The organism is Streptosporangium sp. NPDC048886, assembly GCF_055586905.1.
Genome location: NZ_JBVJHH010000007.1, coordinates 16043 through 38859, shown reverse-complemented (window position 1 = coordinate 38859; position 22817 = coordinate 16043). Strand labels below are relative to the sequence as shown.

Below are 22817 nucleotides of genomic sequence, written 5' to 3'. Positions count from 1 at the left end.
GACGCCGCCGCTACGCCGGGAAACGCTAGGGATCCGGCGGTCCGGAATCGTCCCCGCACGGTGGACATTCGCCGGTAGCTCGTACGGGGGACAGGCGCACATGCGATTCGTCGTACGACGCCGCCGCGGACGGCGTACGTCTCCGGCGGCGTCCGGGCCGCACGGAGCGCGGCGGTCGCGGCCCTCCCCGGCAGAGCGCACTTGTCCCCCGCGCGAGCTACCGGCGAATGTCCACCGTGCGGGGACGATCCCGGACCGCCGGATCCGTAGCGTTACGACACAGCCACGGACGCTCCGTCCGCTTTCCCGCCACACCGCCGTGCGCATCACCCCCGGCGCCGACTCCCTCACTGGAGGACCCCTCATGCTCCGCAAGATCAAGTCATCCGTCGTGGCCGCACTGTGCTGCACCGTGCTCGGTGCGGGGGCCACCGGCTGCGACGGCGACGCGGTGGAGAACTGGGACCCCTTCGCCCCCGCCACGCGGACAACCGATACCGCCCCGATCTCCGGGACCGAGAAGATCGATGTCGCGGGCCGGTCGGTGAACGTGTCCTGTTCGGGCGCCCCTGAGAGAGGCGGGCCCGTCATCGTCCTGATGCACGGGGGAGGCGATGGGCTGGACAAGATGGCCGCCCTCCAGAAGACGCTGAGCGTGAAGCACCGGGTCTGCTCCTACGACCGGCTCGGCGCGGGCGCGAGCGACCAGCCGCAAGGCCCTCAGGACTTCTCCGGCACCGGGAAGACCCTGACCGGGGTGCTCGAGCGGGTCGCCGGTGACGACCCGGTCGTCCTGGCCGGGCACTCGCTGGGCGGGCTGATCGCCGCCAGGTACGCCCCCGACCACCAGGACCGGGTCAAGGGGCTGGTCCTGATGGACGCCACACCGCCCACGATGCTGGCTGACATCGCGGAGTCGATCCCCGAGTCCGCCAAGGGCCCGGCGGCCGAGTTGCGCGCACAGAACCTCGCGATCTTCCAAGGCCAGAACCCGGAGAAGCTCGTCATCACCGACGGCAGGGTCCGCTCCGCCGGGCAGATCCCGGTGGAGGTGATCCGGCACGGGAAGCCGTACCTCGAGGCCGTCCCCGAGTACGGGTCGCGCCTGGAGAAGGCGTGGTCGGCGGGCCAGCACAAGTGGCTCGCGCTGTCCGGCCTCAGCAAGCTGAGCACGGCCACCAAAAGCGAGCACTACATCTACGTCGACCAGCCCGAGGTCGCCGTCCAGGCCATCGAACGCGTCACCGCGCAGGCCGCTCGTCAAGCGCATGGTGAGTGACCGGCCCGGCCAGGTCCAGGATCAGCGGCCGCTCCCTCTGGCGAGAAAGTGCTCGCGGGCGGTGGCGCTTCAGCCGGTCGGTTGTTTCAGGCCGCCGGGCACTCGGCCGCACGGGCGGTGAGGCGTTCCCAGTTGCGGTGGGCGATGTCGGCCTTCTGTTCGTCGGTGAAGGGCGCGTCCTCCAGGAAGGAGCGGGCGGCGCCGTTGCTGGTGTCGACATAGGGGAAGCCGCCGGGGCGGAAGCCGTAGGTGAAGGGGTAGTCGGTGGAGTACAGCATCCGGTCGGTGCCCATGACCTCGGCGGTCCAGCGCAGGTAGCGGGGGCTGTTGGTGCCGCTGCCCGCGACCCAGAAGTTCTGCTTGAAGTAGTCCGCGAGCGGCCGCTGAAGGCCGCCGGCCTGGGCGAAGAATCCGGTGTGGTCGAGGTAGAACATGACGACCTCGCCCCAGTGCCCAGCGATCACCTGCAGGTCGGGGAACCGGTCGAAGACACCCGAGAAGATCATCCGCAGGTACTGCACGCCCAGGTCGTAGTACCAGCCGATCGCCGCTCCGGCCAGCGGCGTGCCGATCGGACCGATGTCGGAGTAGTAGGCGTCGATCACCGGCTGGACCGGCGTCTGCGGGTGGAAGTGCAGCGGCACACCGAGCCGCTCGGCGGTGGCGTACAGCTCGTCGTTGTCGGGGTGGTCGGCCAGTTTGTCCCCGGTGCGGCCGTACAGCATGGCGCCGGGGAGGCCCAGCTCGCCCACCGCCCGCTCCAGCTCGGCCGCGGCCGCGGCCGGCGACTGGGTGGGGATCGCGGCGAACGCCTGGAAACGGTCGGGGCGCGAGGCGACGATCTCCGCGAGCTGGTCGTTGGCCGCACGGGCCACCGTGATCGCGTCGGCCTCCGGCAGGTCCTGCACACCCGGTGACGACAGGGACAGCACGGCGACGTCGATGCCCTGGTCGTCCATGTGGGCCAGCCGCTGCTCACCGGCCTCGCGCAGGTTCTCGGCGATCGGGCTGTCACCGAAGCCGCGGGCGGGGATCTGCGGCGATCCGGCCCGCTGATACGCCTCGTAGACGGCGGGTACGACGACGGTCTCTTCCACTCCGATGATCCGCAGACGGTCGGACATGGTGACGCTCCTTGCACTGATGTTTCCGATGGAAGAGTAATCACGTTATCATCGTTACTAACGACGTCAACATGAAGCTGTTAACGACGATAATAACTCCGGTATTCGGGCGGTGTTATCATTGATAAATGTCGGCTGACCCGAACCCCGCAGAGCTTGCCGCGGAGCCCGGCGCCACAGCGCGCGAGCAGACCCGCCGCCGGATCGTCGACGTCGCGGTCGACCTGCTGGAACGCGGGGGCCGCGACGCGGTCACCACCCGCGCGGTCGCCGACGCCGCTGGACTGCAACCACCGGCCCTGTACCGGCTGTTCGGCGACAAGGAGGGGCTGCTTGACGCCGTGGCCGAACACGGCTTCACCCGGTTCCTGGCCGCCAAGCACATCGACCCCGACCCGCAGGACCCGATCAGGGAACTACGCGTCGGCTGGGACATCGCGGTCGAGTTCGGACTGGCCAACCCCGCGCTGTACGCGCTGATGTACGGCGAGCCCGCCAGGTCCACCACCGTTTTCCGGACCGGCCTCGAACTCCTCATGGAGCGCATCCGCCGCCTGGCCGTCGCGGGTCTGCTGCGCGTCGAGGAGGAGCTCGCGGCCCAGATCATCCACGCCACCGCACGCGGCGCCGTCCTGACCTGGATGTCCCTGCCCGAGCCCCAGCGCGACCCCGCCCTCCTCCTCGCGCTGCGCGAAGCGATGATCACCGCCGTCACCGCCCAGGAACCGGCCGTGCAGGAACAGGGCCCGGCCGGCGCCGCCCGCGCCCTGCGCGCCGCACTGCCCGACCAGAACGTTCTCAGCCACGCTGAACGGCGACTACTGACGGAATGGCTGGATCGACTGTCCGCATAGCCGCCCCTGCGAGCGGACGGGCAGCGGCGATCAGGTCGACGATACGGTCGAGGGGCAGGGTGTCGACGCGCTCGATGAGCAGATCGGTGACGCCGGCGGCGGCTAGCCAGGCGCGGGCCAGGTCCCATCCGGCCCCGCCGAGGTGGCGCAGGTGGCGGCTCCCCTGTGGACGCCGCTGTCGGGGTGGCCCCAGTCCGGGGCGCTTGGGACTGGTTCGCCCGCCGCGTGCTGGTTGGCTTCGAGGTGTCCTGTCAGGGTCTCGAGTCGCCGAACCAGTGGGTCGCGGCGTGCCGGAACGCCTCGTGGTCGGGGGCGCGGTCGTCGGTCCAGACGACGATGCCGTCAGGTCGGATCAGCAGGGCGCCGAATCCGAGGTCGTTGCTCGCCGGCCCGGCCGCGTAGCGGATCCGGCCTTTCCAGCTCATCGCCGCGTCGTGCAGGCGCCGGCCGGTGGTGAAGTCGAGCGCGACGCCGTGTCCTTCTCGCAGCAGGTCGCCGAGGCGGGTGCCGTCGGCGAGACGGAAGTCCGGGGCGGTCCGGCCGACGAGTGGCTGGTCGCTGCCCAGGTCGTAGCGGTGGGACAGTCCTGCGGTGCTGCGGAACACGTAGGTGGTCCCGTCGCGGGTGTCGAGCAGGTCGTGGACCAGCCGTCGCAGGGCCGGGGCGTTGGGGCCGGGGTTCATGGTCGCGACCTGGGCGCGTGACCAGTCGAGGATCGCGGCGCCGGCGGGGTGGCGTTCGGCGGTGTAGGTGTCGAGCAGGCCGTCTGGTGCGGTGCCGTGGATGGTGGCGGCGAGTTTCCAGCCGAGGTTCATGGCGTCGCCGATGCCGAGGTTGAGTCCCTGGCCGCCGAGCGGGGAGTGGATGTGGGCGGCGTCGCCGGCGAGCAGGATGCGGCCGTTCCGGTAGGTCGTGGTCTGCATCGCGCGGTCGGTGAAGCTGGAGGCGAGATGGACCTCGGTGAGTGTCGCGTCGGTGCCGGAGACCCGGCGCAGGACCGTCTGGAGGTGCTCGCGAGTCAGCGGCTGCGAACGGTCGAAGGCGCCGCCGTCGAAGTCCATCATGCCCAGGTGTCCCTCGAAGGGCGTCCGCAGGTACATGCCGGTCGGCGTCAGGTTGAAGCCCGGATTCAGCTTCTGCGGATCGGCGAAGGTGACGCGGGCGGCGTAGCCGGTGAACAGCGGTTCGGTGCCGACGAAGTCAAAGCCCGCCAGTTCGCGCACCGTGCTGCGTCCGCCGTCGCATCCCACGAGCCAGCGCGCCTGGTAGTCGCGTCCGCCGGCTCGTGTGACGACGGTGTCGCCGTCCTGGGTCACGGCCTCGACGGGAACGCCCCGCAGGATCTGCACGCCGAGCCTGGCCGTGCGCTCGGCCAGTACGGTCCCGACCGCGTCGAGGCTGGTCATGATGCCCTCCATCGCCGGGCCGGGCAGCCGGAACGGGAGGGCGGCGGCGTCGATGTTGGCCGGGTCGAGCCGCATGCCCGTGAAGTGGCTCACGTCACGAGGAGCCGGCGGCTCGTGCGCGTCGGGGTCCGCGCCGATCTGCTCCCCGTCGGCGCCTGAGGCTTTCAGCAGCTCTTCCAGCATCCCGCGGCGGTAGAACGTCTCGACCGATCCGGCGTTCAGGCCCCGCATCCCCAGCGGGAGCGCCTTCCACGGCGAGTTCTGCTCCTGGTCCCGCTCCAGCACCAGGACCGAGCAGTCCGCCAGCGCGAGCTCACCGGCAAGGAACAGGCCCACCGGGCCGGCACCCACGACCACCACGTCATACACGTCGAGCCTCCTTCGATCAGGACCGCCCGGTGAGACCCCAGGCAGCTTATGGAGCATCACTCCAAGAATGGAACGCTACTCCAGATTGGAGCGATGCTCCAAACCTGCCAGAATGTCAGGCATGGCCGTACGGACACGTCGATCACAGCGACGCAGGCGGATGCCCACCCGGGAGCGCATCGTCGAGACCGCTGTCGAGCTGCTGGACGCGGTGGGAGAGGGCGCCCTGACGGTCCGGGCGCTGACCGGCCGCCTGGCCACCGGTCCCGGCGCGATCCACTGGCACATCGGCAACGTGGACGAGCTGCTGGAGGCCGCGACCGACGCCGTCGTCGCCACCGCCCTGGCCACGCGACCCACCCAGCCCGCCGAGCGCGCGGAAACCACCGAAGCCGGCGGAGCTGTAGGCGCCCCAGGACGAGATCCGCGCCGTCGCGCTCGGCCTGTTCGACGCGGTCGTCGAACACCCATGGCTCGCCGCCCAGCTCGCGGTGCAGTTCACCCGCAACCCCGGGGGCCGGTGACATTGCGGATCATGGACGCCGTGGCGTCTGCGCGGACACCGGGGGGTGGACACCGTTTTGACCGGGGACGACGTCATCGTGGGTGGCCGGGCCCGAGCCGCGCCCACGGGTTCAGTGGCCCCGCGTGCCTCCACCGCGTACGCTGATCGCCAGCACACAGGTGTCGTCTTCGGGGTTGGGCCCGCCGACGGCCCGGATGAGCCGGTCCAGCCCGGCCGGCAGGCTGTCGCCGGTGAGGCCGGCCGCCGCCTCCAGGGTCAGGGCCAGCCCCTCGTCGATGTCGCGGGAGCGCCGCTCGACCAGCCCGTCGGTGAACAGCAACAGCAGATCTCCCTCCACCAGCTCCACATCGGCCGCTCCGTACGGCTCGGTGAGCGTGGCGCCGAGCAGCACCCCGGCGGGCGGGTCGAGCTGGGCGGCCACCCCGTCGCGGACCAGGATCGGCGCGGGGTGGCCGGCCTGGCTCCAGGCGAACACGCGGGTGACGGGGTCGAGATGGCCGATCACGGCGGTCGCCGTGGTCTCCGCCTGCCGGTGCATCACCAGGGCGTTGAGCCAGGTCAGGAGCTTGTCGGCGGGCTCACCGGTCATCGCCAGGCCGATCAGCGCGTGCCGGAGCCGGGCCATCCGGGCGATCGCCGGCAGGCCGTGCCCGGACACGTCGCCGATGGCCAGCACCAGCCGGCCGTCGGGCAGGGTGCTGGCGTCGTACCAGTCGCCGCCGAGGCCGGCCCCGGTGCCTGCCGGGACGTAGCGGACCTCGATGCGCGTGTGCGGCAGCTCGACGGCGGTCCCGAGACCGGGCATGATCGCATCCCGCAGGGCCACGCTGAGGTGCCGCTCCTCGGCGGCCTGCTCACGGACCTCCAGGAGCTGGCGCCGGGACTCCGACATGATCCGCTCGGCCCGGCGCCGGCCGGTGATGTCCTGGATCACCCCGTGCACGGCGGTGCGCCCGCCGGTCGCGACCGGGTCGAGGGCCGCGCGCAGGTGGCGGACCTCTCCCTGGCGCCGGATGCGGAACTCGGCCTGCCCGGACTCGGCGCCGTGCATGACCGCCCGCAGCAGCCGGTCGAGGTCGGCCCGGTCGGCCGCCTCGACGTGGGCTGTCAGGTCGCGAAGGTGGATGGGGCCGTCGCCGGGGTCGCGGCCGAAGATGGCATAGGCGCGTTCGGACCAGACGGACTCCCCGGTCTGGAGATTCCACTCGGCCCAGCCCAGGTTGCCCAGCCGCTCGGCGTGCGCCAGCCGCGCGCTGAGAAGTTGTTGTTCCACGGCCATGTGCTCGTCCAGCTCTCCGCGTAACCGCTGCACCATCTCTGCCGCGGTCAGCGGGGCGGAACCGGTCACGAGGTCGTTTCGTGGGTGGAGGGGTGGCTGGTGGCCGCCCACTACGCCGACCATGTAGCTCGCTCTCGGAATGTGGGGCCTTACGGACGTTCTGTCGACAAAATGTGATCGTCCTTCAACGGAGTGTAGTGAAACCGACGTCACTCCGGCGGCTTTTCCGCAGTTTCCCTCGGCACGCGGGGCCGTGTGTGGCGTCGGTGCGTCCAGGATTAGATTGGTCGGTGTGACGATGGAGTCCTCTGACCTGTATCCCGTTGCCCGCCTGGCCGCTGTCCAGGAGGCGACCGCCGCCGCCGGCCTCGACGCGCTGCTGCTGACGCCGGGCCCCGATCTCCGCTATGTGACCGGTTACGAGGCGCTGCCGCTGGAGCGGCTCACCTGCCTGGTGCTGCCGGCCGCGGGTGACGCCTTCCTGATGGTGCCCCGTCTGGAGCTGCCCGCCGCCGAGCACTCCCCGGCGTCGAGACTCGGCATCGAGTTCGTGCCCTGGGACGAGACCGACGACCCCTACGCGGCCGTCGGCGCGCGCCTGGGCGGGGTCGCCCGGGTCGGCCTGGCCGACCGCATGTGGGCGATGCAGTCGCTGCGCTTCCGCGAGGCGATCCCCGGTGCCGAGCAGGTGCTCGCCGGGACCGTCCTGCGCGGGCTGCGCATGCGCAAGAGCCCGGCCGAGGTGGCGGCGCTGCGCGAGGCGGGCGCGGCGATCGACTCCGTGCACGCCCAGGTGCCCGGCTTCCTGCGGGCCGGCCGGACCGAGCGCGAGGTCGGCAGGGACATCGCCGACGCGATCATCGAGGCGGGGCACTCGACCGTCGACTTCGTCATCGTCGGCTCCGGGCCCAACGGCGCCAGCCCGCACCACGAGCTGTCCGACCGGATCATCCACGCGGGCGAGCCGGTCGTGGTCGACATCGGCGGTCAGATGCCCAGCGGCTACTGCTCCGACTCGACCCGGGTCTACTCCGTCGGCGAGCCCCCCGCCGACTTCGTGAAGTACTACGACGTGCTCCAGCGCGCCCAGGAAGCCGCCTGCGCGGCCGTACGGCCCGGCGTGTCGTGCGAGTCGATCGACGCCGTCGCGCGCGAGGTGATCGCCGCCGAGGGTTACGGGGAGCTCTTCATCCACCGCACCGGCCACGGCATCGGCCTGGAGACCCACGAGGAGCCCTACATCGTCGCGGGCAACGCCGAGCCGCTGGCGCCGGGCTTCGCCTTCTCCGTCGAGCCGGGCATCTACCTGCGCGGAGCGCACGGCGCCCGGATCGAGGACATCATCATCTGCACCGAGGAGGGCGGCGAGCGGGTCAACCACCGGCCTCGCGGACTCGTCATCGTGTAACAAGTGCCACAATCGGGGTGGCCGGTGACCCCGGTCACCCCACTTTTTGTCGTCCACGTCCATGACCTGGAGTGTGCGGAAGATGACCGTTGAGCGTGTGCTGCCGACCGCCGAGTCCCGTGACCTGCTGGAGCTGGTCCGTGATCTGATCGACAAGGAGGTGGTGCCCCGGGCGTCGGCCGACGAGTCAGCCGGGCGCTTCCCCCGCGAGGTGTTCACCACCCTGGGCCGGGCCGGGCTGCTCGGGCTGCCCTACCCCGAGGAGCACGGCGGCGCGGCGCAGCCGTACGAGGTCTATCTCCAGGTGATCGAGGAGCTCGCGGCCGGCTGGCTGGCGGTCGGCCTGGGCCTGTCGGTGCACACCCTGTCCTGCTTCCCGGTGGCCGCCTACGGCAGCGCGGCACAGCGCGCCGCGCTGCTGCCGGACATGCTCGGCGGTGAGACGCTGGGCGCCTACTGCCTGTCGGAGCCCCAGTCCGGCTCCGACGCCGCCGCCCTGGTCACCCGCGCCGTGCGCGACGCCGACGGTTACGTGGTGGACGGGGTGAAGGCCTGGATCACCCACGGCGGCGTCGCCGACTTCTACACCCTGATGGCCCGCACCTCCGACGGCGGCGGGCGCGGCATCTCCTGCTTCCACGTCCCCGCCGGGACCGAGGGGCTGTCGTTCGGCCGGCCCGAGCGGAAGATGGGGATGCGCTCCTCGCCGACCGCCCAGGTCCGCTTCGACGCGGCCCGGCTGGCCCCCGACGCGCTGCTGGGCGCCGAGGGTGAGGGCTTCCGCATCGCCATGGCCGCCCTGGACGGCGGCAGGCTCGGCATCGCCGCCTGCGCCGTCGGCGTGGCCCAGGCCGCCTGCGACGCCGCCACCGCCTACGCCAAGGAGCGCCGCCAGTTCGGCTCGCGCATCGCCGACTTCCAGGGGATCGGCTTCATGCTCGCCGACATGGCCACCCAGATTGCCGCCGCGCGCGCCCTCTACCTCGACGCCGCCCGCCTGCGCGACGCGGGCCGGCCGTACGGCACGCAGGCGGCGATGGCCAAGCTGTTCGCCACCGACGTGTGCATGAAGGTCACCACTGACGCCGTGCAGGTCCTGGGCGGCTACGGCTACGTCGAGGACTTCCCGGTCGAGCGCTACATGCGGGAGGCCAAGGTCCTGCAGATCGTCGAGGGCACCAACCAGGTCCAGCGCCTGGTGATCAGCCGCGCCCTCGCGCGGTAGGCGCCGCGCCGGGGCGGGCCCACCCGGGGCGGGCCCGCCCCGGGGTCAGACGCCGAACGGCGCCGCGTAGACGATGGTGCCGGCGGGCACCGGGAGGGTCCCGTCGAACACGAGCGCCATCATGGCCTCGTCGGGGACCTCGAAGGACGGGCGGATCCCGTGGGCCGAGGCCGGGACGAAGCCGAAGCGCGGGTAATACTCGGGGTGGCCGAGCACGAGCACGAGGTTCTCGCCCATGTCGCGGGCGCCCCTGAGCCCGGCGCGGATCGCGGCCGAGCCCGCGCCGCGCCTCTGGTGGCCGGGCAGGACGGCGCAGGGGCCCAGCGCCAGGGCGGGGGCGTCGCCGACGTGGCAGCGGGTCAGCAGCGCGTAGCCGGCGGCGGTGCCGCCGGCGTCCTCGGCGAGGACGGACAGCTCCGGCAGCCACGCCGGGTCGGTGCGCAGCGCCTCGACGAGGTCGGCCTCCAGAGGCGTGGGGAAGGCGCCGAGGACGATCTCGCGGACCGTGCCGACGTCCTGGTCGGTCTCCGGCCGGGTGTTCCAGGTGTGGGACATGGTGGGTTGATTCTCTGGTTCCGTGGCGGGATCTGTCGCCGGCGGGGCGCGGGGCACGCGGGGTGTGGGATGCGGGGCACGCCGGACGGCCGGCGGGAGTGGGCCCGGGGCCCGCACCGCCGACGATAACACGGCCGGAGCGTCAGAGCGGGCCGGGCAGGAGGGAGCCTCAGAGCGGGCCGGGCAGGAGGGGGAGCGCGAAGAGGGCCGCGCTGGAGGCGGCGGCGCAGGTGAGGGCGGTGAGCGCGGTGCGCGTACGCGCCGTTGCCGTCGGGCGCAGCAGGAGCGGCAGCGACAGGCCCAGGGCCGCGAGGGCGAGGGGCGCCCATGGCCCGGGCTGGAGGGCGCCGGACGGCGGGCCCGCCGCCTGCTGGGCGACCAGGCTGAACAGCAGCAGGCCGCTGAGCAGCCCCACGGCGATGTCGCCGCCGGCGTCCGGCCTGCGGCTGAGGTGCCCGGCCAGGCCGAAGGCGACTATCGTGACGCCCAGCGCGGTCGTCCAGCCGCCGCTCTGGCTGAGCAGGCTCTCGGCCTGGTCGAGAGCCTGGGCGGTCAGGTGGCCGGCCGTCAGCCCCGCGCTGGTCAGGGCGCCGTTGAGGGCCGCCCATCCGGCCTGTGGCGAGCCGCGTGTCATGCCCAGCACCAGCACCCCGTACAGGTAGGGGTCGTAGGCTCTGACGACGTCGTCGGGCAGGGCGCGGGCCAGCGATCCGCCCGTCAGGGCCAGGAGCATGCCCAGCGCGAGCCCGGCGGTCATCTGCCGCATGATGCGGCGTTCCCGCCGGTCCGACGCCCGGAAATCGAGCTGCCAGCGCGCCTCGCGCCGGCCGATCCGCGCCGCCCTGTCCATGGCCGCCATGTCGCCTCCTGACTGTCGCCGGAGTCCGCCCGTCAGACGCTGTGACCTTCACATTGCCTGCTTTTCATGACGGAACCATGACAAACAGGTCAAACAACTGTCTTTTCTCATGGCCGGCCCATGACCCTCACCGGGCACGCCGGCCCCTCACCAGCCGTCGCCGCGCCGCCGGTCGAGGGTGGGGTAGTCGATGTAGCCCTCCGCGCCGCCGCCGTAGAGGCCCGTGGGCAGCGGGTGGTTCAGGGGCGCTCCGGTGCGCAGCCGCTCGACCAGGTCCGGGTTGGCGACGAAGGCGCTTCCGAAGGCCACCATGTCGGCGCCGCGTTTCAGCCACCACGCCGCCGGGTGGGTCTTGGCCAGGTCGGCGGGGTTGTTCAGCGGGGTGACGATCAGGGCCGTCGGCCACAGCGCGTGGATCCGGCCGTCCAGCTCGGCGTCCCCGGTCTCGCTCAGATGCAGGTAGGCGATCGGGTCGCCGGCCAGCTCGCCGATCAGCGCGGTGTAGGTCCCGGCCGGGTCGTGCTCGGACATGTCGCCGTAGCGGTTGCCGGGGGAGATGCGCAGCCCCACCCGCTCGGGCCCGACGGCGGCGGCGACGGCGCGCACGACCTCGACGACGATCCGGATCCGCCCGGCGGTGCCGCCGCCCCACGCGTCGGCGCGCAGGTTGCTGCCGTCACCGAGGAACTGGTGCAGCAGGTAGCCGTTGGCGGCGTGGATCTCCACGCCGTCCAGGCCCGCGGCGACCGCGCGCCGGGCCGCGCGGGCGAAGTCGCCGACGATCTGACCGATCTGCGCGGCGCTCAGCTCCCGGGGCGTGACCGCGTCGAGCCGCCCGTCCGGCGTGTAGACGAGGGCGCGGGCGCGGACCGGCGAGGGCGCGACCGGACGCAGGCCGCCGGGCAGGAAGCTGGGATGGGCCAGCCGGCCCGCGTGCATGAGCTGGACGAAGACGTGCCCGCCCGCCCCGTGCACCGCGTCCGCGACCCGGGCCCAGCCGCGCTGGTGCTCGTCGGTGTGCAGCCCCGGCGCGCCGGGGCCGATGCGGCCGGCGGGGCCTGGGTGGGTACCCTCGGCGATGATGAGGCCCGCCGAGGCGCGCTGGGCGTAGTAGGTGGCCATGAGAGGGCCGGGAGTGCCGTCGGCGGCTGCCCTGGAGCGGCTCATCGGCGCCATGGCGACCCGGTTGGGCAGCGTCACGCCGCCCAGCCGCACGGGCTCGAAGAGCGCGGGCGCCCCCTTCGCGGGTGTCGTCTCCATCGGCGTCGCTTTCGCGGGCGTGGTCTGCTGGGGAGCGGAGCGCCGGCCCACGGCGCGGCGGGGCCGGTGGCTGCGGCCCGGTCGTGGCGGGCGCGGACGGATATCCTTCTGCCGACCACGCTACCCCCCGCGCCGCGGCGGCCCGCCGCCGGGCGGTCAGAGGCCGTACTCCTCCAGTAGCCGCAGCCAGACCTCGCTGACCGTGGGGAAGGACGGGACGGCGTGCCAGAGCCGGTCCAGCGTCACCTCGGCGGTGACCGCGACCGTCGCCGAGTGCAGCAGCTCGGCCACGCCCGGTCCGGCGAAGGTCACGCCCAGCAGGACGCGCCGGCGCTCGTCCACGACGGCCTTGGCCCTGCCCCGGTAGCCCTCGCCGAGCAGGTAGGCCCCGGAGACCGCGCCCAGGTCGTACTCGACCACCCGCACCTCGAACCCCTCGGCCCTGGCCGCGGCCTCGGTCCGGCCCACCGAGCAGACCTGGGGGTCGGTGAAGACCACCTGCGGCGCGCCGTACCCGTCGGCCGTGTCGCGCATCGCCGGCAGGTCGTCGCGCTCTCCCCGCGCCCGCGCCGCGATGACGTCGCCGCACACCCGGGCCTGGTATTTGCCCATGTGGGTGAGGAGATTGCGGCCGTTGACGTCGCCCACGGCGTACAGCCAGCCGTCGGCGACCCCGCTCGCCCGCATGCTGTCGTCGACCCGCACCGGCTCGGTGTCCGGCAGGCCGACGGTGTCGAGCCCGAGATCGCCGGTCGCGGGCCTGCGGCCGGTGGCCACCAGTAGCTCGTCGGCCTCCACCGGCGCCCCCTCGGCGAGGTGGACGGTCACCGGACCCCCGGGCCGGAGCCGTTCCACCCCGGTCACCTGGACGCCGGTGCGCACCCGCACGCCGGCGTCGGTGAGCGAGGCCGCCAGGAGCTCCCCGGCGAACGGCTCCATCCGGCCCAGCAGCGAGTGCCCGCGCACCAGCATCGTCGTCTCCCGGGCGCCGAGCCCGTGCAGGGCCTGTGCCATCTCGCAGGCCACCACGCCTCCACCCAGTACGGCCAGCCGCTCCGGCACGACCTGGACGCCGGTCGCCTGGCGGCTCGTCCACGGCGCGGACTCCGCCAGCCCGGGGACCGGCGGGATCACCGGCCGGCTGCCGGTGGCCAGCACGACGGCGTGCCGGGCGCGCAGCAGGCGGGTGGAGCCGTCGCGGGCGGTCACCTCGACCTGCCTGGGACCCCGCAGCCGCCCGCGTCCCCGTACGAACTCCGCCGGGACGCTCCTGATCCATTTCACCTGGTTGCCGTCGTCCAGGTGGGACACCGCCTCATCGCGCCGGGCGAGCACGGCGCCGACGTCGATCGGCTCCAGCGCCAGCCCGGGCACCCGGCGGACGTCCGCGGCGAGCTCCACCGGCCGCAGCAGCGCCTTGCTGGGGATGCAGGCCCAGTAGGCGCATTCGCCGCCGGCCAGCTCCTCCTCCACCACCACCGAGCTCAGCCCCGCGCGGCCGGCGCGGCCGGCGACGTTCTCGCCCGCGGGACCGGCGCCTACCACGATCACGTCGAACTCGTCGGACATGACCCCCCCCTACCTCTCAGAGCAAACAGGCCGATCGCCATGGTCAGTGTGACGGCGCCGGCCGCACCAGCTTCGCAGCCTCGCCGCGGAGGGCCGAGCACGGGGGCCGGGAGGCGTCGTCTCTTACGGGAGGAGCGCTCCGTTCCGGTATCTTTCGTCAGCTGCCGGGTCTCCGTGACCCCGGACAGCGCGAGATTCCGCGAGATGGGAAGCCGATGACCACCGACCAAGCACGCCCGGGCGGGCCCTGGCGGAGCCGCTGGAGGGCACAGACCTGGTTCAACGTCGTGCTGCTGGTCATGGCCGTGCTCCTCGGGCTGTCGGCGCTGATCGGCGCCGCCGTCCTGCGGAGCGCCGCGCAGGCCTCCGACCGCCTCATCGACGAGATCTCGGTGGGCAGGATCCAGGCGGAGCGCATGCAGACGGCCCTGGTGAACCAGGAGACCGGGCTGCGGGGCTACGTCCTCACCGGCAAGGAGGAGTTCCTCCAGCCCTACCGGGACGGGCAGCGTGACCAGCTCGCCGCGGCGTCGCAGATCAGGACGGTGGCGCCGACGGCGCGGGCGCTGAAGGAACTGGTGGTGGTGGAACGGCTGAGCGCCCAATGGCGCTCCGCCTACGCGGAGCCGGTGATCGAGGCCGTGCGGGGCTCCGGGCCGGAGAGCGTCAGCGCAGGGCGGGCTGAGGGCGGCAAGCAGGCCTTCGACGCTGTCCGCGACGCGCTCACCGAGCAGAACGCCGCCTGGAGCCGGGCCAGGGAGAGCGCGCGTGCCGAGCTGACCACCGCCCGCACGGTCCGGGACATGACCTTCTCCGTCATACTGATCGCCTTCCTCCTCACCGTCATCATGGTGGCGGTGCTGCTGCGGATCGCGGTGTTCGGTCCCCTGGCGCGCCTGGGCGAGGCCTCGCGCCGCGTCACCGGCGGCGACTTCGAGTACCACGTCGACACCGGCGGGCCGGCCGACCTCGCCGAGCTGGCCGGTGACATGGAGGCGATGCGCAAACGGATCGTCAGCGAGCTGGAGGAGGCCCGCACCTCCCGGCAGCAGGTCGCCGAGCAGGCGGAGGAGCTGAAGCGCTCCAACGCCGAGCTGGAGCAGTTCGCCTACGTGGCCTCCCACGACCTGCAGGAGCCGCTGCGCAAGATCGCTTCCTTCTGTCAGATGCTCCAGCAGCGCTACGCCTCCCAGCTCGACGAGAGGGCCAACACCTACATCGACTTCGCCGTCGACGGCGCCAAGCGCATGCAGGTCCTCATCAACGAGCTGCTCACCTTCTCCCGGGTGGGCCGCGTCCACCAGGAGCCGGTCGAGATGGACCTCAACGACGTGGTCGACAGGGCGCTGGACAACCTCTCCGCGGCGGTGGAGGAGTCCGGGGCCGAGATCGAGGTCGGCGACCTGCCGGTGATCGTCGGCGACCGGACCCAGTTCGTGATGCTCTGGCAGAACCTGATCGGCAACTCCCTGAAGTTCCGTACCGCCGATCGCCGGCCCCACGTCCGGATCGAGGCCGAAGAGCGGGACGGGGAGTGGCGGATGACCCTGACCGACAACGGGATCGGCATCGCCCCCAACTTCGCCGACAAGATCTTCGTGATCTTCCAGCGGCTCCACCACCGGGACGCCTACGGGGGCACCGGGATCGGCCTGGCGCTCTGCCGGAAGATCGTGGAGCAGCACCGCGGGAAGATCTGGCTCGACACCGACTACGGCGACGGGGCCCGCTTCGTCATCACCCTGCCCGTCACCGCGGAGCAGCCGCAGGAGGCGCCCGCCGGAGGGAGCGGCTGAGGACCGCCGGCCGCCGGCCGGCGGGGCGGCGGGTGCGGTTGGGACCATGCCGTGACCCCGTGGCGGCGCGGGGGACCGCCGGGTGCCGTTACCGTTGATCGGGTGGAGGAGATCGACCGCCGGATCGTGACGTTGCTGGCCAAGGACGGCCGGATGAGCTTCACCGACCTCGCCAGGGAGACCGGGCTGTCGGTGTCGGCGGTGCACCAGCGGGTGCGTCGGCTGGAGAAGCGCGGGGTGGTGCGGGGATACGCCGCGCTGGTCGACTACGACGCGATCGGGCTCTCGCTCACCGCGTTCGTGTCCATCAAGCCGATCGACCCGGCCGCCGCCGACGACGCCCCCGAGCGGCTGGCCCACCTGAGCGCCATCGAGGCCTGCCACAGCGTGGCCGGGGACGAGAGCTACATCCTCAAGGTGCGGGTGGCCTCGCCGATCGCCCTGGAGGAGCTGCTCAACCAGATCCGCAGCTCGGCCAACGTCTCGACCCGGACGACGGTGGTGCTCAGCACGCCGTACGAACACCGGGCCCCCGAGCTGGTGGATCCGGAGACCGGCAAGCCCGACGAGCCCGTCTGAGCCACCCGGAGAGGCCGTCCGAGCCGTCGGGCGGGCCTGTCCTGAGCCTGGCCGTCCGAGCCACCCGACGAGTCCGGCTGCGCCGTCCGGCGGGCCGCCGGCCGGGGCCCGGCGCGCCGGGTCTCCGCGTTCCCGGCGGTCCCGCGCTCCCGGACGACGTGCCCCTGACGGAACGACGTGCCCCTGACAGGTGGGAGCGGCCGCCCGCACAGCGGCCTTGACAGTCCTGGACCGGCCTCGGAAGATAAACATGAGTTATGTTCAGGTTTTCCCGCGGCCCGCCGGGATCCGCCCCGCGGACAGGCCACCGACGAAGGAGCCCGCTTGGAGGAGGTCCGCGCCCGGCCCGCCGGCGTGTCCCCGCTCCGGGCCGGCGCGGCTCCCGGGTCCTGCGGGCGGGCCACCCCCCACCGAGCGGCCCCCGGCGGAGGACGGCTCCGCCCACGCCGCCGCTCGCCGACCGGACCCCAGGAGCCCGCATGCGGCGTCCCTCCCGTTCGCGCCCCCGATCCCTGTCCCTGCTGCTCACCGGACTGGTGGGCACGCTCTGCCTGACCGGCCTGCCGGCGCCGCCGCCGGCCGCCGCCGCGCGGGCCGAGCCGGCGGCCTACCTCGTCGGCCGCGGCATCTCCGACGTCACCGGAGAGGTCGCCGAGGTCGGCATGATGGGATACTCCAGCTTCGACCAGAAGGCCACGGGCCTGCACCAGCGCCAGCGGTCGCGGGCCTTCGTCATCGCCGACCAGGCCACCGGCAGACGGGTGGTCTACGTCAACGCCGACCTCGGCATGATCTTCCAGTCGGTCCAGCAGGGCGTCGTCGCCAGGCTGAAGCAGCGCTACGGCTCCCTGTACGGCGAGCAGAACGTGCTGCTGTCGGCGACGCACACCCACGCGGGACCGGGCGGCCACTCCCACCACCTGGCCTACAACCTGTCCGTCCTCGGCTTCCAGAAGGCCACCTACAACGCGATCGTCGACGGCATCGTCGAGTCGGTGGTGAAGGCGCACGAGGACCTCAGGCCGGGCACCATCAGCCTGGGCAGGGGCCTGCTCACCGACGCGAGCGTGAACCGCTCCAGGACGGCCTTCGACGCCAACCCCGCCGGGGACCGGGCGGCCTTCCCGCAGGCCGTCGACCCGGCGATGACCGTGCTGCGCTTCAAGCAGGGCGGCACCGACGTGGGCGCGATCAGCTGGTTCGCCACCCACGCCACCTCCCTGACCAACGCCAACACCCTGATCAGCCCGGACAACAAGGGGTACGCGGCCTACCGATGGGAGCACGACCAGGCGGGCGTGCGCTATCTGGACGGCACGCCGGGCTTCGTGGCGGCCTTCCCGAACACCAACGCCGGCGACATGTCGCCCAACCTCAACCTGCGGCCCGGGTCGGGTCCCACCGAGAACGAGTTCGACAACACCCGGATCATCGGCGAGCGCCAGTTCGCCAGGGCCAAGGAGGTCTACGACGGCGCGCGGACGCCGATCACCGGCGGCGTCGACCACCGGATGAGGTTCGTCGACATGGAGAACGTGACCGTGGGCGGGGCCTACACCCCGGACGGCAGGGAGCACCGCACCTGTCCCGCCATGGTCGGCGCCTCCACGATGGCGGGCAGCGTCGAGGACGGGCCGGCGATCCCCGGCTTCGACGAGGGCATGACGGGGCCCATCGCCAAGCTGCTGGAGCCGCTCGACGTCGACGCGCCGCCGTGGCTGATCAGCTGCCAGGCGCCCAAGCTGAACCTGGTGCCGACCGGCCTGGTCACCGAGCCCGTGCCGGTGACCCCGAGGATCCTGCCGGTGCAGATCCTCAAGATCGGCCAGCTCTACCTGGTGGCGGGCCCCGCCGAGTTCACCATCGTCGCCGGCCTGCGGGTCCGGCGGGCGGTGGCGGGTGAGCTGGGGGTGCCCGTCGAGAACGTGATCATGCAGGGCTACGCCAACGCCTACAGCCAGTACGTGACCACGCCCGAGGAGTACGAGCTGCAGCAGTACGAGGGCGGTTCCACGCTCTACGGCAAATACACCCTGCCCGCCTACCAGCAGGAGTTCGCCGCCCTCGCGGCCGCCATGCGGGACGGCGCCGCCGTCGACCGGGGCCCGCAGACACCGGACCTGTCGGGCAGGCAGGTCAACCTCCAGACGGGCGTGGTCCTCGACAGCGCTCCGGCGTCGAAGTCGTTCGGCCAGGTGCTGACCGAGCCCGCGGCCTCCTACCGGCCGGGGAGCACCGCGAGCGCCGAGTTCGTCACCGGCCATCCGAAGAACAACCTGCACCGCAACGGAACCTACCTGGAGGTGCAGCGGCTGGTGGACGGCGCGTGGGTGCGCCACCTGGACGACGGCGACTGGCAGACCGTCTATCGCTGGACGCGCCTCAACGGGCTCACCGGCACCTCCAAGGCGACGATCACCTGGGACATCGCGCCAGGCACGCCCGCGGGCACCTACCGGATCGTCCACTCCGGCGACTCCAGGAACATCCTGGGGAAGGTGACCCCGTTCACCGGCGCCTCCAGGAGCTTCACGGTGTCCTGACGGCTCCGGGGGGGAGGGCAGGAGCGGCCCTTCCCCCGGAGCCGCGGGCCCGCCTCCGCCCGCGCCGGGGACGCGATGGCGGTGCGGCTCACGCCCGCCGGGGCGCGAGCCGTACCGGAAGGGCTCACGCCATCGCGTGGAAGTGGGCGCGCAGCCGGGTTTTGGCCTCCTCGGTGGCGCCCAGGGCGTCCAGGCCGAGCAGCGCGGCGCCCACGATGGGCGGGACGTCCACGACGATCAGCTTGGCCTGGGGGGCCTGCTCGGCGAAGCGCCGCTCGATCAGGCCGCTCAGCAGCGGGTCACGGGCGGTCAGCACGCCGCCGCCCAGGACCACCTCCATCGGGGTGTCCAGCAGGTTCAGGCGGCGGAGCGCGACCACCGCGAGGACGGTGACCTCCTCGGCCATCCGCGCCACGATCGAGCGGGCCACCGCGTCGCCGCCGGCGGCGACGGCCATCAGCACCGGCACCAGCCCGTGCAGCCCGAGCAGGGGCAGCTCGCCGAAGTGGATGCCGAGCGCCACCTCCTCGACGGTCCGGGTGCCGAAGTGCTCGGCGACCGCGCGCTCCAGGGCGGTCGCCGGGCCCCGGCCGTCCTCGGCCCGGACGGCGTGCCAGAGCGCCTCCTCTCCCAGGCCCATCCCGCCGCCCCAGTCGCCGGTGAGCCGGCCCAGGGCCGGATACCTGGCCACCTCGCCGGTGGGGGAGACCCCCACGGCGTTGACACCCGCCCCGCACACCACGGCCACACCCGCCGGCCCGGAGGCCCCGGCGCGCAGCAGGGCGAAGGTGTCGTTGCCGACGACCACGTCCCGGCCGTACTCGCGGGCGAGGATCTCGTCGCGGATGGTCTCCTCCTCGACCGGCAGGTCGGCACCGGCCACGTAGGCGGCCACGTGGTCGGCGAACGGCGGCGTGAGGTCCGGGCCGAGCAGCCGTACGGCGTCGCCGATCACGTCGACCGCGGCCCCCACCCCGGCGCTCTGCGGCTCGAAGGCCCCGCCGCGGCCGGTGGCCAGGACGGAGCCGTCCTCGCCGACCAGCGCGACGTCGCTCTTGCTGTTGCCGCCGTCCACGGCCAGGACGGTTCTCACGCGGTCGTCCAGGGCAGGTGCCGGCGGTTGGCGTCGACGAGCCGCCGGGCCAGGTCGTCCGACAGCGCGGCCTGGCCGATCAGCGGGTGGGCCAGCAGCGCGTCCGAGACGCGCTGCCGGCCGCCGTGCAGAGCGGCCTCCAGCGCCAGCGTCTCATAGGCGGTGACGTGGGCGATGAGCCCGGCGAAGAGCGGCTCGACGGGGTCCACGGGCAGCGCCGCCGCCCCCGCGGCGGTGATCCTGGCCGGGACCTCGATGACCGCGTCGTCGGCCAGGAACGGCAGCGTGCCGTCGTTGCGCAGGTTGACCACCTGGGTGTCGCCGCGGTCGCCGAGCAGCGAGGCGATCAGCGCCACCGCGGCCTCGGAGTAGAACGCCCCGCCGCGCTTGCCCAGCAGCTCGGGCTTGGTGTTCACCGACGGGTCGGCGTACAGCTCCAGCAGCGCCGCCTCCATCGCCGCGACCTCCGCCGCGCGCGACGGCTTGGAGCGCTGCTCCTCCACCACGAGATCGTGCTCGTAGAAGTAGCGCAGGTAGTAGGAGGGCACCACGCCGAGGCGGCGGATCAGGCCGGCCGTCAGGCCGATGTCCTGGGCGATCTCCTCACCGTGGACGTCCAGCAGCTCCGGCAGGACGTCCACCCCGTCCAGGTGGACGGCGCGTTCCCAGGTGAGGTGGTTCAGGCCGACGTGGCCCAGGGAGATCCGCTCCGGCGCGACGCCCAGCTGCGCGGCGAAGCGGCGCTGGAAGCCGATGGCCACGTTGCACAGGCCGATGGCCCGGTGGCCGGCCTCCAGCAGCGCCCTGGTGACGATGCCCACCGGGTTGGTGAAGTCGACGATCCAGGCGTCGGGCGCGTGCCGGCGGACCTTCTCGGCGATGTCCAGCACCACCGGGACCGTGCGCAGGGCCTTGGCCAGGCCGCCCGCGCCGGTGGTCTCCTGGCCGACGCAGCCGCACTCCAGCGGCAGCGTCTCGTCCACCTCGCGCGCGGCCTGGCCGCCGACGCGCAGCTGGAACAGGACCGCCTGGGCCCCGGCCACGCCCTCCTCGACCGAGGTCGTCGCGACGACCTCGGCCGGGTGGCCGGTGTGCGCCAGCATCCGGCGGGCCATCCCGGCGATCAGCTCCAGCCGGCGGATGTCCAGATCGACCAGCGCGATCTCTGTGAGGGGCAGCTCGTCGCGGAGCCGCGCGAATCCGTCGATCAGCTCCGGCGTGTATGTCGAGCCGCCCCCGACAACGGCGAGTTTCACCCTTTTACTCCTGTCAGCGTCACGCCCTCGATGAAGACCCTCTGGGCGAAGAAGAACACGATGATCACTGGGGCCATGACGAGAAGGGTCGCCGCCATGGTGAGGTTCCACTGCACGCTGTGCAGTGCCCGGAAGGACGCCAGCCCGAGGGAGAGCGTCCAGTTTTCCTCGTTGATCTGGGCGTAAAGCAGCGGGCCATAGTAGTCGTTCCAGCAGTAGAAGAACTGGAACAGGGCCACCGCCGCGATCGCCGGCCGTGCCATCGGCAGGATCACCCTGACCAGGGTCCTGAAGTCCGAGCAGCCGTCCACGCGGGCGGCCTCGGTGTACTCCTTGGGGATCGTGATCAGGAACTGCCGCAGCAGGAAGATGGAGAAGGCGTCGCCGAGCAGCATCGGCAGGATCAGCGGCCACAGCGTGCCGGTGAGCTCCAGACGCGCCCAGAGGAGATAGACCGGGACGGCGACGACCTGCGGGGGCAGCATCATCATCGTGATGACCGCCAGGAAGGCCAGCTTGCGTCCCCGGAAGCGGAAGCGGGCCATCGCGTAGGCCACCGGGACCGACGACAGCAGCATGAACAGGGTGCCCAGCCCGGCGTACATGAACGTGTTGCCCAGCCAGCCCAGCAGGTGCGACCTGGCGAACACCTCGGCGAAGTTGCCCCAGTTCCAGGTATCCGGCCACAGCTCGCCGGTGAGCGCCTGGTCGTCGGTCATCAGCGCGGTCAGCGCCACGAACACCAGAGGGCCGATGAACATCACCGACAGCGCCACGGCGAGGGCGTGGGTGGCGATCCAGTACAGCGTCCTGCGGACGCGTCCGCCGCGCGCGCCGGCCCGGCGGACGGGGGAGGCGGTGGCGGGGGGTCTGGTGGCCAGGGTGGTCACCGGCTGCCTCCTTCGTCGTCGGTGAACGCGCGGAACCGGCGGAGCAGGACGAGGGTGAAGATCATGGAAGCCGCGAACAGCAGCAGCGCCAGCACGCAGGCGTAGCCCATGCTGAAGTCGCGGAAGCCCGCGTGGAACAGCCACTGGGGCAGCGTCAGCGTGGACAGCTCGGGATAGCCCGGTACGAAGGCGCTGCCGGGGGAGTCGGTGACCCCGGCGGCGACCCGGGAGGCGATCATCGCCTGGGTGAAGTACTGCAGGGCGTAGATGACGCCGGTGACCGTGGAGAACATCAGCACCGGGGAGATCGTCGGCAGCGTGATGCTCCGGAACTGCCGCCAGCCGCCGGCCCCGTCGATGGCCGCGGCCTCGTACAGGTGCTTGGGCACGTCCAGCAGCGCGGCAAGGAAGATCATCATCGTGTTGCCGATGCCCCACATGGCCAGCAGGGTCAGGCCGGGTTTGGCCCAGTCCTTGTCACCGAACCAGTCGGGCGCGGTGATCCCGAAGAGGTCGATGATCTGGTTGAGCGGTCCCGAGGGGTTCATCAGGAAGACGAAGGAGACGGTCCCGGCCACCAGCGGCACCAGCGACGGCAGGTAGAACACGGTGCGGAAGAAGCCGGCGCCCGCCTTCAGACGGGTGAGCAGCTGGGCCACGGCCAGGCCGAAGAGCACCTGGGCGGGGACCATGAACACCACCAGCCACAGCGTGTTCCTGATGGAGGTCCACGCCCGGTCGTCGTGGAAGAAGTAGCGGTAGTTGTCCAGGCCGACGAACTCCAGCGTGAACAGGTCGTAGCGCTGGAAGGAGAAGTAGACCGTCGCCGCGAGGGGGTAGACGAAGAAGACCGCGAACCCGATCAGCCAGGGCGACATCCAGAGGAGGGCCTTGCGGCCCTCGCCGCGCCACCGGCGGGGCGGCGCGGCGTGGGTGATGCTCATCAA

Annotated in this window: 19 protein-coding genes; 7 read left to right on the top strand and 12 right to left on the bottom strand. The window is 72.4% G+C overall.

The features are described from left to right. Nucleotides 1–364: 364 nt before the first annotated feature. The gene (locus ACZ6R6_RS10240; protein ID WP_470091962.1) at nt 365–1279 is read left to right on the top strand and encodes an alpha/beta fold hydrolase; all 915 of its coding nucleotides are present in this window, start codon (nt 365–367) and stop codon (nt 1277–1279) included. 86 nt (nt 1280–1365) lie between these two features. On the opposite strand, the gene ACZ6R6_RS10235 is transcribed toward ACZ6R6_RS10240, so the two are convergent. After that, a complete protein-coding gene (locus ACZ6R6_RS10235) occupies nt 1366–2403 on the bottom strand; it encodes an amidohydrolase family protein (protein ID WP_470091960.1) in 1038 nt (345 codons plus the stop codon). Between the two features lie 128 nt (nt 2404–2531). Between ACZ6R6_RS10235 and ACZ6R6_RS10230 the strand changes: the two genes are divergently transcribed. Next, the gene (locus tag ACZ6R6_RS10230) at nt 2532–3257 is read left to right on the top strand and encodes a TetR/AcrR family transcriptional regulator (RefSeq protein ID WP_470091958.1); all 726 of its coding nucleotides are present in this window, start codon (nt 2532–2534) and stop codon (nt 3255–3257) included. A gap of 251 nt (nt 3258–3508) precedes the next feature. Here ACZ6R6_RS10230 and ACZ6R6_RS10225 read toward each other — a convergent pair whose 3' ends face one another. The 3 genes from ACZ6R6_RS10225 to ACZ6R6_RS10215 form a co-directional block, all read right to left on the bottom strand. Further along, nucleotides 3509–5032 (bottom strand): FAD-dependent monooxygenase, encoded by a 1524-nt coding sequence (locus ACZ6R6_RS10225; RefSeq protein ID WP_470091956.1) that lies wholly within the window; start codon nt 5030–5032, stop codon nt 3509–3511. Between the two features lie 142 nt (nt 5033–5174). Continuing rightward, nucleotides 5175–5534 (bottom strand): hypothetical protein, encoded by a 360-nt coding sequence (locus ACZ6R6_RS10220; protein ID WP_470091954.1) that lies wholly within the window; start codon nt 5532–5534, stop codon nt 5175–5177. 133 nt (nt 5535–5667) lie between these two features. Next, the gene (locus ACZ6R6_RS10215) at nt 5668–6906 is read right to left on the bottom strand and encodes a PP2C family protein-serine/threonine phosphatase (protein WP_470091952.1); all 1239 of its coding nucleotides are present in this window, start codon (nt 6904–6906) and stop codon (nt 5668–5670) included. Nucleotides 6907–7135: 229 nt separating this feature from the next. Here ACZ6R6_RS10215 and ACZ6R6_RS10210 point away from each other — a divergent pair, with 229 nt between their 5' ends. Beyond that, nucleotides 7136–8245, top strand: coding sequence for a M24 family metallopeptidase (locus ACZ6R6_RS10210; RefSeq protein WP_470091950.1), 1110 nt, complete (start codon nt 7136–7138; stop codon nt 8243–8245). Between the two features lie 82 nt (nt 8246–8327). Next, nucleotides 8328–9470 carry an acyl-CoA dehydrogenase family protein gene (locus ACZ6R6_RS10205; protein WP_470091948.1) on the top strand — a complete coding sequence of 381 codons (1143 nt, stop codon included), beginning with the start codon at nt 8328–8330 and terminating at the stop codon, nt 9468–9470. Between the two features lie 45 nt (nt 9471–9515). Here ACZ6R6_RS10205 and ACZ6R6_RS10200 read toward each other — a convergent pair whose 3' ends face one another. The 4 genes from ACZ6R6_RS10200 to ACZ6R6_RS10185 form a co-directional block, all read right to left on the bottom strand. Beyond that, nucleotides 9516–10025 carry a GNAT family N-acetyltransferase gene (locus ACZ6R6_RS10200; protein ID WP_470091946.1) on the bottom strand — a complete coding sequence of 170 codons (510 nt, stop codon included), beginning with the start codon at nt 10023–10025 and terminating at the stop codon, nt 9516–9518. Between the two features lie 169 nt (nt 10026–10194). Continuing rightward, nucleotides 10195–10884, bottom strand: a complete 690-nt coding sequence (locus ACZ6R6_RS10195) for a hypothetical protein (RefSeq protein ID WP_470091944.1) — start codon at nt 10882–10884, stop codon at nt 10195–10197. A 147-nt stretch (nt 10885–11031) separates the two neighbouring features. After that, complete coding sequence (locus tag ACZ6R6_RS10190; RefSeq protein WP_470091942.1) at nt 11032–12144, bottom strand: alkene reductase; 1113 nt, start codon at nt 12142–12144, stop codon at nt 11032–11034. Between the two features lie 156 nt (nt 12145–12300). Further along, nucleotides 12301–13713, bottom strand: a complete 1413-nt coding sequence (locus ACZ6R6_RS10185; protein WP_470091940.1) for a dihydrolipoyl dehydrogenase family protein — start codon at nt 13711–13713, stop codon at nt 12301–12303. A gap of 215 nt (nt 13714–13928) precedes the next feature. On the opposite strand from ACZ6R6_RS10185, the gene ACZ6R6_RS10180 reads away from it, so the two are divergent. The 3 genes from ACZ6R6_RS10180 (at nt 13929) to ACZ6R6_RS10170 (ending at nt 18631) form a co-directional block, all read left to right on the top strand. Continuing rightward, nucleotides 13929–15509: a sensor histidine kinase gene (locus ACZ6R6_RS10180; RefSeq protein ID WP_470091938.1), complete on the top strand. Its 1581-nt coding sequence runs from the start codon at nt 13929–13931 to the stop codon at nt 15507–15509. A 102-nt stretch (nt 15510–15611) separates the two neighbouring features. Beyond that, entirely contained in the window at nt 15612–16088 is a 477-nt protein-coding gene (locus ACZ6R6_RS10175) for an Lrp/AsnC family transcriptional regulator (protein ID WP_306869262.1), read from the top strand. A gap of 479 nt (nt 16089–16567) precedes the next feature. Continuing rightward, nucleotides 16568–18631: a neutral/alkaline ceramidase gene (locus ACZ6R6_RS10170; RefSeq protein ID WP_470091936.1), complete on the top strand. Its 2064-nt coding sequence runs from the start codon at nt 16568–16570 to the stop codon at nt 18629–18631. A 124-nt stretch (nt 18632–18755) separates the two neighbouring features. Here ACZ6R6_RS10170 and ACZ6R6_RS10165 read toward each other — a convergent pair whose 3' ends face one another. The 4 genes from ACZ6R6_RS10165 to ACZ6R6_RS10150 are packed head-to-tail and all read right to left on the bottom strand — an operon-like array spanning nt 18756 to nt 22814. Further along, nucleotides 18756–19724: an N-acetylglucosamine kinase gene (locus ACZ6R6_RS10165; protein ID WP_470091934.1), complete on the bottom strand. Its 969-nt coding sequence runs from the start codon at nt 19722–19724 to the stop codon at nt 18756–18758. Continuing rightward, nucleotides 19721–20980 carry a 6-phospho-beta-glucosidase gene (locus tag ACZ6R6_RS10160; RefSeq protein WP_470091932.1) on the bottom strand — a complete coding sequence of 420 codons (1260 nt, stop codon included), beginning with the start codon at nt 20978–20980 and terminating at the stop codon, nt 19721–19723. Before ACZ6R6_RS10160 ends, ACZ6R6_RS10165 begins: the two co-directional genes overlap by 4 nt. Continuing rightward, nucleotides 20977–21870 (bottom strand): carbohydrate ABC transporter permease, encoded by an 894-nt coding sequence (locus ACZ6R6_RS10155; RefSeq protein WP_470091930.1) that lies wholly within the window; start codon nt 21868–21870, stop codon nt 20977–20979. The genes ACZ6R6_RS10160 and ACZ6R6_RS10155 overlap by 4 nt, the downstream gene beginning before the upstream one ends. Then, on the bottom strand, nt 21867–22814 hold the full coding sequence (locus ACZ6R6_RS10150) for a carbohydrate ABC transporter permease (protein ID WP_470091928.1): 948 nt from the start codon (nt 22812–22814) through the stop codon (nt 21867–21869). Before ACZ6R6_RS10150 ends, ACZ6R6_RS10155 begins: the two co-directional genes overlap by 4 nt. Nucleotides 22815–22817 lie beyond the last annotated feature (3 nt).